9 protein-coding genes and 1 pseudogene are annotated in these 11,563 nt (G+C 76.0%); 6 read left to right on the top strand and 4 right to left on the bottom strand.

Annotation, left to right across the window (positions count from 1 at the left end):
* Positions 1–134: 134 nt before the first annotated feature.
* Positions 135–629 carry a hypothetical protein gene (locus ACFWOG_RS35105; RefSeq protein ID WP_380363335.1) on the bottom strand — a complete coding sequence of 165 codons (495 nt, stop codon included), beginning with the start codon at positions 627–629 and terminating at the stop codon, positions 135–137.
* Between the two features lie 489 nt (positions 630–1,118).
* Here ACFWOG_RS35105 and ACFWOG_RS35100 point away from each other — a divergent pair, with 489 nt between their 5' ends.
* The 3 genes from ACFWOG_RS35100 (at position 1,119) to ACFWOG_RS35090 (ending at position 4,963) form a co-directional block, all read left to right on the top strand.
* The gene (locus tag ACFWOG_RS35100; protein ID WP_329950201.1) at positions 1,119–1,517 is read left to right on the top strand and encodes a hypothetical protein; all 399 of its coding nucleotides are present in this window, start codon (positions 1,119–1,121) and stop codon (positions 1,515–1,517) included.
* A gap of 111 nt (positions 1,518–1,628) precedes the next feature.
* The gene (locus ACFWOG_RS35095) at positions 1,629–4,586 is read left to right on the top strand and encodes an AAA family ATPase (RefSeq protein WP_380363333.1); all 2,958 of its coding nucleotides are present in this window, start codon (positions 1,629–1,631) and stop codon (positions 4,584–4,586) included.
* Between the two features lie 224 nt (positions 4,587–4,810).
* Positions 4,811–4,963, top strand: coding sequence for a hypothetical protein (locus tag ACFWOG_RS35090; RefSeq protein WP_329878077.1), 153 nt, complete (start codon positions 4,811–4,813; stop codon positions 4,961–4,963).
* A gap of 174 nt (positions 4,964–5,137) precedes the next feature.
* Here the strand turns inward: ACFWOG_RS35090 and ACFWOG_RS35085 are convergent, their stop codons facing one another.
* A complete protein-coding gene (locus ACFWOG_RS35085; protein ID WP_329950199.1) occupies positions 5,138–5,575 on the bottom strand; it encodes a hypothetical protein in 438 nt (145 codons plus the stop codon).
* A gap of 302 nt (positions 5,576–5,877) precedes the next feature.
* On the opposite strand from ACFWOG_RS35085, the gene ACFWOG_RS35080 reads away from it, so the two are divergent.
* Positions 5,878–7,230, top strand: a complete 1,353-nt coding sequence (locus ACFWOG_RS35080; RefSeq protein ID WP_380363330.1) for an NtaA/DmoA family FMN-dependent monooxygenase — start codon at positions 5,878–5,880, stop codon at positions 7,228–7,230.
* The gene (locus ACFWOG_RS35075) at positions 7,227–8,456 is read left to right on the top strand and encodes an LLM class flavin-dependent oxidoreductase (RefSeq protein ID WP_380363328.1); all 1,230 of its coding nucleotides are present in this window, start codon (positions 7,227–7,229) and stop codon (positions 8,454–8,456) included. Before ACFWOG_RS35080 ends, ACFWOG_RS35075 begins: the two co-directional genes overlap by 4 nt.
* A gap of 262 nt (positions 8,457–8,718) precedes the next feature.
* On the opposite strand, the gene ACFWOG_RS35070 is transcribed toward ACFWOG_RS35075, so the two are convergent.
* Both ACFWOG_RS35070 and ACFWOG_RS35065 read right to left on the bottom strand, forming a co-directional pair.
* The gene (locus tag ACFWOG_RS35070) at positions 8,719–9,696 is read right to left on the bottom strand and encodes a GlxA family transcriptional regulator (protein ID WP_380363326.1); all 978 of its coding nucleotides are present in this window, start codon (positions 9,694–9,696) and stop codon (positions 8,719–8,721) included.
* 146 nt (positions 9,697–9,842) lie between these two features.
* A complete protein-coding gene (locus ACFWOG_RS35065; protein ID WP_380363323.1) occupies positions 9,843–10,670 on the bottom strand; it encodes a S1 family peptidase in 828 nt (275 codons plus the stop codon).
* A gap of 156 nt (positions 10,671–10,826) precedes the next feature.
* Here ACFWOG_RS35065 and ACFWOG_RS35060 point away from each other — a divergent pair.
* Positions 10,827–11,563: pseudogene (locus ACFWOG_RS35060) on the top strand (hypothetical protein); the annotation flags it as partial.

The raw sequence follows: 11,563 nt of genomic DNA, 5'->3' as shown, positions 1-11,563 counted from the left end.
GCCCCGGTCGGGGTCGGGGCCGGGGCCGGGGTCGGGGCCGGGGTCCGCGCGGGCGGTGACGGGCCGCCGCAGGGGCCGACGGGGCCCCGGGCGGCGGCGGTCCGGACCCCGGCGCCCCGGGCGCAGCACCGGCATCAGCAGGTGACGGGGACGTCCACGGTCGACGCGGGCGGCGGGGTGCCGAAGTCCGTCAGCGAGAAGGACGCCCGGACCGTCGACCCGCACGGGGCTTCGGCCTTCGGGCCACTGACGTAGCCCGTTCCGGCGCCGAGGTAGGTGGAGCCGCTGCGGGTCCCCAGCCCCGCTCCGCCGACGACGGCCAGGGAGACCGTGTAGAGGAAGCTCCGTCCGGGCCCGGGGATCAGCTGCGCGCTGCTCCCGTAGACACTGACCGAGGTGCCGTCGACCGTCACGCAGACGGAGTTCAGCCTGTTGATCATCATGACGGCGGGCCCGCAGCCGGACGTCACCGCGGCGGGGCCGGCGGCAGTCCCGGAGGCTTGACCGGCGGCCGTCGGGGCCGAAGCGCCGACAGAAGGAGTGGTGGCAGTGGCGGGGGCGGCCATCGCGGCGGCCGGCGGACCGGCGAGGGCGAGGGCAGTGGCGAGGACGAGGGCGGTTCGCTTCACGGGTTTCTCTCCTGAGGGTCGGCTAGGCATGCCGTGTGGGGCCGACACCCTTCGAACACAATGTGATATGTCACATCGCAACGTCGATACTGCCACGGAAACCGGCGCCGACCGCCCACATCGCCTCCCCTGCCGGAAAAACGGTCACCGGGCACCGCATGCGTGACCGAAAACCACCGGGTGCGACCGCGGGCGGGGTCGGAGCGCCGGCCCGGGGAACCTCCGCCCACCAGGACACGGACCGAGAGATGGGTAGTCCCCCGCATTGTTCTCCGCACGATTCCGGAGGTCCGCTGGATCATCGCCCCGGGCGCCGCACCGGCCACAGCGGTCACCGTGGCCACTGCGGTCGGCGCGGACACGAGTCAGGAGGTGGCGGGCTCACCGGCTCACGAACCTGCCGGGCCACCGACGGCATCGCACGCCCGGCACCGCCGTCCCGTCCCGACCCCACGACGCGCTCCACGACAACAAGGCCAGGTGAACGGCATGGACGACGCCCGCACGCCGGTGGGACCGGTGCGACGGCCCGCGATGTACCTGCGGTGCCAGCCCTACGACACCCGCGAGGCGGAGTACGTGCGCACCGCCATGGAGATGCTGGCCGTCCGGCTGGCCCTGCCGTTCCCGGACGTCTACGCCGACCACGGCCGCTCCGCCAGGGGCCCGCTGCCCGCCCTGGAGAAGCTGGTGACGGCGGCCGAGCAGGGCTGGGTGGACGTCGTCCTCGTCCCCGGGCCGTTCGTCTTCTCGCTCGACGACCGCACCGCCGCGGCGACCGTCGCACGGCTGGCCCGCGCGGGCTGCGAGGTCGTCGAGACACCGGGACGCGTCGTGCGCCCCGGACGCCGGACCCCCGGCGGCGTCCCGGCCGGCCTGCCGGGGTGACGTGCACCCGGGCCCACCCGACGCGCCCGACCGGGGCGGAGGCATCATAGGGGTCATGCCAGCCCAGACCGGATACGCCGAGCGCCACGCCCGCCCCGCGGCAGCACGGCGATGAGCCGGCCCCAGCCGCCGGCCGCCCACGGCTCCGGATTCGCCCTGGTGGGCCGCGACCACGAGCTCGCCCTCGCGTGCGACGCGCTGTCCCGCCCGCCGGCCGTGCTCGTCGTCGAGGGCGAGGCCGGCATCGGCAAGTCGCGACTGGTGGCCGAGGCCGTCGCGGCCCGGGCCGGGACGGGACGTGCCGTGCTCGGCGGACTCTGCCACCCGCTGCGCGAACCGCTGCCGTTCGGCCCCGTGGTGGACGCCCTGCGGGACGCCGCCGCCCTGCTGCCCCCGCCCGGCGACCTCCCGCCCAGCGCCGGGGCGCTGCGCTGGGTGCTGCCCGACCTGGCCCCGCACCTGCCCCCCGCACCGTCCGGCGGCGAGGGCCTGCTCTCCGGGCGCCATCTGCTGGTCCAGGGCCTGCGCGCGCTGCTCGGCGCACTCGACGACGCCGTCCTGGTGATCGAGGACCTGCACTGGGCCGACGACGCCACCCGCGACCTGCTGCTCCAGCTGGCCCGCGACATGCCGCCGCGGCTCTCCCTCGCGGTCACCTACCGCGCCGAGGACATGCCGCCCGACGCACCGGCCTTCGGCGCCGCCTACCGGCGCCCGCCCGGCGTGGCCGGTGCGCTGATCCGGCTGGGCCCCCTCACCGAGCCGGACGTCCACGAGCTCGCCCGCGCCGCGCTCGGCCCGCGCGCCACCCCCGACCTCGCCCGCGTGCTCTTCGACCGCAGTCAGGGCCTCCCCCTGACCGCCGAGGAGGACCTGCTCGCCATCGCCGAACGGCCCCGGGCCGAGAGCCGGGCCGAGACCCGGACCGGCAGCCGGCCGGGCGGGGCCGACCCGGCCGCCGACCTGGCCGCCCGGCTGGCCCGGCGCGAGGTGCCGCAGGGCCTGCGCGACGCCGTCACCGAACGGCTCGCCCGTCTGAGCGGCGCCGGCGACGCCGTCGTGGCCGCCGCCGCCGTCCTCGCCGTCCCCGCCGACGAGGACCTGCTGACCGCCGTCGCCGGCCTCGGCCCCGCCGACGGCGCGAACGGCCTGACGGAGGCCCTGCACGCGGCGGTCCTCCAGGAGAGCGCCCCCGACCGCTACGCCTTCCGCCACGTGCTGGCCCAGCAGGTCGCCTACCGGCGCGTCCCCGGGCCGCAGCGCCGGGTCCTGCACCGCCGGGCGGTCGAGGCCCTGGACACCCGGGCCCCCCGGCCGCTGGTCCAGATCGCCCACCACACGCTGGCCATGGGCGACCGCCCCGCCTGGCAGGACCTCGCGCAGGCCGCCGCCGACCAGGCCGTGGCCCTCGGCGACCCGGGCAGCGCCCGGGCGATGCTGCGCAGCCTCTTGGACGAGCCGGGGCTCGACCCGCAGCGGCGCGGGCGGGCCGCGCTGGCCCTGGCCCGGATCGCGGCCGACGACGTGGACCCTGCGGCCAGCATCCAGGTCCTGAGCGGCATGGTCGCCGATCCCCGGCTGCCGGTCGCGGACCGCGGCGAGATCCGTCTCGCCCTCGGGTTCCTCACCGCCGTCCACAGCGGCAACCGGGCCGGGTTCGACCGGATCCGGGAAGCCCTGGAGGAGTTGGAGGAACGCCCCAGCCGGGCCGCCCGGGCCATGGTCGCGATCGCCATGGACGAGCGCGACGGCGCCGGCCGGCACGCGGCGGACTGGCTGGCGCGGGCCGACGGCCTCCTGGCAACCAGTCCGGACGAGGACGTGGCCGCCGCGGTGCGGGCCACCTCGCTCACCTTCATGGCCCGGGACGGCGACCCGGCGGTGTGGGACCGGCTCGACGAACTGCCCCGGTCCTCCGAACGCCCCGAGGTCGTCCGGCAGACCACCCGGGCGCTCTACAACACGGGTGAGATCGGCATCGAGCTCGGCTACGACCGCCGGGCCGCACACCTGCTGGCCGAGAGCCGGCGACTGGCCCGGCAGGCGGCCATCCCGTACCTGGAGTGCTACAGCCGCCTCGCGCTGATCCGGCTGGACATGCTGGCCGGCCGCTGGCAGGAGCTGGAGCAGCGCTTCGACACCCTGGGCGCGGAGTTCGACGACCTGGCGATGGCCGGGGCCGAACGCTCCCTGCTGCTCGGACGGCTGGCCGCCGCCCGCGGCCGACTGGCCCTGGCGCGCGAGGAGTTCGAGATCGCCGGCCGGTACGGCCAGCGGGAGTCCCAGGTCACGGCCGCCCTGCGCGCCGCCGCCGGCCTCGCGGGCCTGCAACTGCTGGAGGGCGACGCCGTCGCCGCCGCCGCCACGGTCGGCCCCGCCCTCACCACCGCGCGTCAGGCCGATGCCTGGGCCCGGACCGCCGAACTGCTGCCGGTCGCCGTCGAGGCGCTCATCGCCACCGGCGGCCACGCCCGCGCCGCGGCCGTCACCGAGGAGGCCGCGGACGCCCTCACCGGCCGGGCCGCGCCCGCCGTCTCGGCGGCCCTCGACCTCGCCCGGGGACTCCTGCTCAGCGCGAGCGGCGAGCCCGGCGCCGACGAGGCGTTCACCCGGGCCCGGAACCAGTGGCACGACATCGGCCGGCCGTACGAGGCGGCACGGGCCGACGAGCGGATCGCCGCCGCGCTCGCCCCCCACGACCGCGCCCGGGCTACCGAGCGGATCGCCGCCGCGGAACGCGTCTACCTCGACGTCGCGGCGACCTCCGACACCGCCCGCTGTCAGAAGCTCCGCCGGGACCTCGACCTCGGCAACACCGGCTCGCCGGGACGCCGCGGCTACGGCAAGCGCCTGTCACCGAGGGAGCGGCAGGTCGCGGAACTCCTCGCCCAGGGCGCCGTCAACCAGGACATCGCCCAGGCCCTGTTCCTCTCGCCCCGGACCGTCGAGCACCATGTGGCGAACGTGCTTCACAAGCTGGGAACGAGTCGCGCCGAGACGGCGCGGGCGCTCGCGAAGGCCGACGCGGACGGGATCGGGGGCGGCTCGGCGGACGGCGTGCAGGTCTGACCTGCGGCGCCCGAAGCACGTCGGGCACCTGCGGTCGGCGGGTGGGCGGCGGACGGGGCGACGGGCGGTGCGGCCGGCGGGACGGCGCCTTCGCGGACGGCTCCCCCAGCGTTCACCCGCGTCGATAGGTAGTCCTCCGCATTGATCCGGCCCGGCCGGACCGGTTCCCTGGAGTGGCCGGAGAGAAGGACCGCCGCGCCCCCCACCAGGAAGGCTCCGACGACATGAGTGCACGTCACCGCTCGCTGAACCCGCCCACCGCGCCGCTGTGCGCCTCGGACCAGGTCCGCGCCACGGTGTGGATCTCGCCCTCCCCGCGCAAGGCCGCCAACCACCCGCTCGCCCTGGTGCGGCTGGCCAGGCTGAGCCGCGCCTGACCCGGGTGCCCCTCGTCGCCGACGGAGCGCCGGCGGAGCGCCGGTGACCGCGCGCGGCAGCCGGTGACGCGGTCTCCCGCCCCGCAGGCGCCGTGCGAGGCGGGCGACCGGGACCGGAGCCGCGGAAGGGCCCTGCCCGACCGGCCGGGCAGGGCCCTTCCCACCCGGGCGGGGTCAGCAGTTCGCCGGCACCGCGAGGGTGGCGATCGACGGCGGCCAGCCCCACTCGGTGGCCTCGATCGTGGCCTCGGCGGTCGAGCCGCAGGGGACGACACCGGAGATCGTGCCCACCTCGGTCGCACTGCGCCTGACGACCGGCGCCGGCTTCAGCGCGCCGAGCTGGAGACCGCCGACCACCGAGGCGGTGAAGCGGAAGGGGACGGCCCGCGGCGACCACGCGACGCTGCTCGGGGTGGCCGTTCCGGTGAACGTGACCTGGTCGCCGTAGACGACGGCGCAGAGCTCGTTGACCACGACGCCGCGGTAGCTGCTGACGCAGGTCCTCGTGACGACGGCGGACGCGGCCTCGTCGGAGGCCTGGGCGGTGGCCTGGGCGGCGCCGGCGACGGTCAGGAGGGTGCTGCCGGCAAGAATGGCGAGGAGCCGATTCATCGGGTGCTTCCCGTTCGTAGGTAGGAATGTCAGGTGGAAGTCAGGTGGAAGCCATGTGACATTTCACGCTTCACACCTCACATACTGCCATGGATTCAAGCGGAATATTTGATTCCAGCCTTCATTTCGAAGCCATTTTCTGATTTCAGCCTTTGTCTGTCCGAAACTCGCCGGTCGGGTGTCCCCGCATGGCGCCCCATGTCCGCCCGTGAACAGTTGGTTGCGACGGTTGCCCCCGCTTCCCGGCGGTGCGCAGGATGGGCAGGCCCGGCCAACGGGCTGACGGGAGGCGGTCGTTCGTCGTGTCAGGAAAACAGATCCATCTCGCCGTGTTCCTTCCCGGGATCGGGAACCCCACCGTCTGGTCCGACCCGCGCGCCGGCAGCCAGATCGACTTCGAGACCTTCCGCCACGTGGCGCGGACCGCCGAGCGGGGCAAGTTCGACTTCTTCTTCCTCGCCGAGGGCCTGCGCCTGCGCGAGCACAAGGGCGAGATCTACGAACTGGACGTCGCGGGCCGCCCGGAGTCGCTGACCGTCCTCAGCGCGCTGGCGGCCGTCACCTCCAGGATCGGACTGGCCGCCACCGTCAGCTCGACCTTCAACGAACCGTACGAGGTGGCACGGCGGCTGGCCGCGCTGGACCACCTCAGCGAGGGCCGCGCCGCCTGGAACGTGGTCACCAGCCGGGACGACTTCACCGGGGAGAACTTCCGCCGCGGGGGCTTCCTCCCGGAAGCCGACCGGTACACCAGGGCCGCCGAATTCCTCCAGTCCGCACGGGAGTTGTGGGACAGCTGGGCCGACGGCGACGTCCTCGCGGACGCGGCCGGAGGCCGGTTCGTCCGCCCCGGCGCCGGGTCCTTCACCCACCGGGGCACGCACTTCGACATCACCGGGCGGTTCAACACGCCCCGCCCGCCCCAGGGCCACCCCGTGGTCATCCAGGCCGGCGAGTCCCCCCAGGGAAGGGAGTTCGCCGCCGCCGCGGCCGACGTGGTCTTCAGCCGGTACGCCGGACTCGCCGAGGCCCAGGAGTTCTACCGCGACGTCAAGGGCCGGCTGGCGGGCCACGGCCGCGCACCGGAGCAGCTGAAGATCCTGCCCGCCGTCTCGTACGTCCTCGGCGACACCGCCGAGGAGGCCCGGGAGCGGGCCACCGAGATCCGCCGGGCCCAGATCGGCCCCGGGACGGCGATCGCCCACCTGGAAGGCGTCTGGGGACGCGACCTCTCCGGCTACGACCCGGACGGCCCGCTCCCGGACATCGACCCCGACCCCGACAGCCTGCTGTTCAAGGGCCACGCCCTGTTCCGGATCGACCGGGCCGCCACCGCCCGCCAGTGGCGCACGCTGGCCCGGGAACGAAACCTGAGCATCCGGGAGCTCGTCACCGAGGTCACCGGCCGGCAGACGTTCATCGGCACGCCCCGCGAAGTCGCCGACGCCATGGACGCGTTCGTGCAGAGCGACGGTTCGGACGGCTTCGTCATCACCCCGCACCTCACCCCGGGCGGGCTCGACGAGCTCGTCGACCGGGTCGTACCGCTGCTCCAGGAGAAGGGCGTGTACCGCACCGACTACACCGGCAGCACGCTCCGCGAACACCTCGGGCTGCCGGAGGCCCGCCGAACGGCGCAGGAGGCCACCGCATGAGCCCCACCGAGTCGCACCGGCCGCCGCTGCACCTCGCCGTCGCGCTCGACGGCGCCGGCTGGCACCCCGCCGCCTGGCGCGCCGAGGACGCCCGCCCCGGCGAGCTGTTCACGGCCGGGTACTGGGCCGACCTCGTCGCGGAGGCCGAACGCGGCCTGCTCGACCTGGTGACCTTCGAGGACACCCTCGCGCTCCAGTCCGCCGACCCCACCACCCCGGACGACCGCACCGACCAGGTCCGCGGCCGCCTCGACGCCGTCCTCGTCGCCTCCCGGGTGGCACCGCTCAGCTCGCGGATCGGACTGGTGCCGACCACCAACGTCACCCACACCGAGCCGTTCCACCTCTCCACCGCCCTCGCCACCCTCGACTTCACCAGCCAGGGCCGGGCCGGCTGGCGCCCGCAGCTCTCCTCCCGCGCCGACGACGCCGCCCACTTCGGGCGCCGCACCACACCGCGACTCACCCACGACGACGTCCAGGACTCCGACGCGATCTCCAAGCGTCTCGCGCCCCTCTTCGACGAGGCCGCCGACGTGGTGGAGGTCGTACGACGGCTCTGGGACAGCTGGGAGGACGACGCGGAGATCCGCTCCACCGCCACCGGCCGGTTCCTCGACCGCGACCGCCTCCACCCGATCGACTTCCACGGCGAGCACTTCGCCGTCCGCGGCCCGTCCATCACCCCGCGCCCACCGCAGGGACAGCCGCCGGTCGCCGTCCTCGCGCACGCCCGGATCCCGTACGAACTCGCGGCCAAGGGCGCCGACCTGGTCTTCGTCACCCCGCACTCCCCGGCCGGCACCGCGGCGATCCTGGCCGAGGTCGCCACCGCCGGCGCAGCGGTCGGCCGGTCCCCCGACCGGCCCCTCAGGGTCTTCGCGGACCTGCTGGTGTTCCTCGACGACCGGTCCGGCGAGGCCGCCCGTCAACGGGACCGGCTCGACGAGCTGAACGGCGAACCGCTGCGCTCCGACGCGGAGATCTTCACCGGGACGCCCGCGGAGCTCGCCGACCTCCTCCTCGACCGGCGGACGGCCGGGCTCGACGGGTTCCGGCTGCGCCCCGGCCGGCTGCCGCACGACCTCGTGGCGGTCGCCCGCGGGCTCGTCCCCGAGCTCCAGCGGCGCGGTGCCTTCCGGACGGCGTACACGGCACGGACCCTGCGCGGCCACCTCGGCCTCCCCCGGCCCGCCAGTCGCTACACGGCCGACCGGGCGGGCTGACCTGACAGGGCGTCCGGACGGGCCGACCGGACGGCCCGGCAGCCCCCTGCCGGTCGGGCGGCCGCCGTCTCCGGCCGGTCCGACCGGCAGGGTCAGGCACGTCAGGCAGCGTCCGGCAGCCGTCCGGGGCGTGAACTCGGCAATCGGCAGGGCCTGTTCGGTCGGCACGCCCGGGGAGTTCGACCGGGGCGGGGAGGCCGGGGATCCGCACCGGCCGCACGTCCGGCAGCTCACGCCCGCGCCGCCGCTCACGCAGGCGCCTTCAGGGACCGGGCGCCGTGGTGCGGTGGCGCGCGCGGTAGGCGCGGGGGGTGGTGCCGGTGAGCTGCCCGAAGTGGTGCCGCAGCCCGGCCGGGGAGGTGAAGCCGGCGCGGGCCGCGACCGACTCCACCGGGTCGTCGGTGCCCTCCAGCAGTTCACGGGCCCGCTGCAGGCGCAGGCGCAGCAGGTAGCGCTGGGCGCTGAGGCCGGTGCGCGCGCGGAAGCGGCGGTTGAGGCTGCTGACGCTGATACCGGCGTGCGCGGCGATGTCGGCCGGGGTGAGCGGCAGGTGGATCCTGCTGTCCAGCCAGGCCAGGGTGTCGTCGAGGCCGCTGCTGTCCGCGAGTCCGCGGTCGATGCCCTCGCGCACGCGTTCCGCGTGGACCACGAGCGGGCTGAGCAGTTCCCGGCAGGTGTCGCCGGCGACCTGTTCGCCGTGGTCCTGCGCCAGCACGCGCAGGCAGACGTCCAGCCCGCCGAAGATCCCGGCCGAGGTGAGGAACGGGCCGTCGCCGACGAGCGTCCCGGCGGGGTCGACCTCGACGCGGGGGTGACGCCGGGCCAGTTCTTCCTGGTGGCGCCAGCCGGTCGTGGCCCGGCGGCCGTCGAGGAGGCCGGTGGCCGCGAGGTCGAACACCCCCGTGCCGACCGCGGCGATCCGGGCGCCGCGCGCGGCGGCGGCGTGCAGGACCTCGGCCGACTCGGTTGCAGGGAGGCCCTGGTGGACGGGTAGGGCTTCGCGCGAGGGCAGCAGGACGACGTCCGCGTCGGCCGCGCCCGCCAGGCCCCACGGAAGGGTGATCGCGGCGGGCGCGGGCAGCCCGATCCTGCCCGGCCCGGGGCCGTCGCCCGCGGCGCACAGCCGGACCTCGTAGGCGACACCGGGGTGGTCGCGGGCCGCGGTGCCGAACACCAGGCCGGGGGTGGTGAGGTGGTGCCCGGGCAGGCGGTCGGGGACGAGGACGGCGATCACTGGCATGGGAGGAGGATATTCCGGGAGGGTTCGGACACGGACGAGGAGGGTGGGAGGCAGGGGCGGGGAACCGCCCGGTGCCCCCGACCGGGGTCCGGAGCACCGGGCGGGCGGCGAGCAGGAGCGGGCGGCGGGGTGGGGCGGGCGGCGGGTCAGCCCTCGTAGGTGCGGATGGTCGACCGGATCCAGCCCGCGTAGGCCGGCACGCTGCTGTAGAGCCCGGGGCCGGTCGAGCAGGTGGGGTCGGTGTCGCCGTCCCCGGACGTGGCGCCGACCAGCTCCCAGCGTCCGCCCCGGCCGCGCTGGATCTGCGGGCCGCCGGAGTCCCCGATGCAGGCCATCGCCCCCGGCACCCGACTGACGGTGCACAGGCGGGTCAGCCCCGCCCGGCCGGGCGAGCACTCGTCGACGGCGCCCCGGCGGGTGTCGAGCTGCTGGAGCCGGTTCGCGAACGCGGCCCGGGTGATGTCCGTGGTGTCGACGACGGTGCCGAAGCCGAGGATCCGGGTGGGCGTTCCGGGCGGGGCCGGCCGGTCGGCCAGCCGGATCGGCGTCTGCGGGGCGGGCCGGTCGAGCCGGACGAGCGCGAGGTCGTTCTCGTTCGGTGCGCCGTCGACGCCCAGCGCGTAGCCGGGGTGGGTCACGGCCCGCTCGATGCCGCGCACCGTGCCGCCGGAGGTGCGGCGGTCGGAGGCGATGCGCACGATGCCGTCGGGCTTCACGAGCCGGGTGTCGACGCAGTGGGCGGCCGTCAGCACCCAGCGGGGGTGGATCAGGGTCGCACCGCAGACGCCGTCGTCGAACTTCAGGTCGGGGACGGTGATCGGGATCGACGCCATGAACGGGTAACGCCCCTCGGCGTTCTGCCCGTTGACGACGGCTTCGGCCGGGCCGGTCATGGTCGCGGCGCTGGCCGCCACGGCCAGCGCGACGGCGACGGTGCGCGCCGCACGGCGCAGGCGGGTACTCGGCTTGGACACAGGGGATCCGTTCGTCAGGCGCGCCGACGCGCGCCGCGGGATGGTCGGAACCGGCTGCCGGAAGGCCTCTGGCCTGCGGCGCCGTGTGCTCCATACTTCGCGCCGGCGCCGGGGGCCGACAGCAGCACCGGTGTCACCCTGGGCTAAATTCTGGACATGCCAGTGATCGCCGTCCTCGCGCTCGACGGTGTGCCGGGCCACCAGCTCACCGCACCGGGGATCTGTTTCGGCACGGCCGCCCGCTGCCACCCGCAGGTGGACTACGAGGTGCGGTACTGCGCGGCGCCGGGGTTCCGCGGCACCGGCGGCGCGGCCCCGTTCGGGCTGGACACCCCGTGGGGTCCGGAGGGTCTGACGGAGCTGGGGACCGGCGACACCGTGCTGGTGCCCGGGCACGACGGCTACCTGGACGAGCCGCCGACCGGGGTGGCCGAGGCGTTGCGGGCCGCGGCCGCCCGGGGCTGCCGGATCGGGTCGGTCGGCACAGGAACGTTCACCCTCGCCGCGGCCGGGCTGCTGGACGGCCGCCGGGCCTCCACCGGGCGGCGGCACGCGGCGGAACTCGCAGCACGCCACCCCCGGGTCGAGGTCGACCCGCAGGGGGCGGTGGTGGAGGCCGACCCGTTCTACAGCGCGGCCGGGGTGCTCGGCGGCCTCGACCTCTGCCTCCGCCTGATCACCCTCGACCACGGTGTACCCGTCGCTATCGAGACGGAGCGGCAGGTCTTCCTGGAGCTGCACGGCCCGGCCGGGCCGGCGGGCGGCGGGGGCGGGGGCGGGGGCCCCCGCGCGGGCCGCCCCCCCCCCCCCGGCGGCCGGGCGCCAGGGCTCCCGGCGAGGGGGGCGCGGGGCCCCCCGCCCCCCGCCCACGGCGGGGGGGCGCGGGGCCCCCC

Source organism: Kitasatospora sp. NPDC058406 (assembly GCF_042722765.1).
GTDB lineage: Bacteria > Actinomycetota > Actinomycetes > Streptomycetales > Streptomycetaceae > Kitasatospora.
This window is presented reverse-complemented; position numbering and strand designations above follow the sequence as displayed.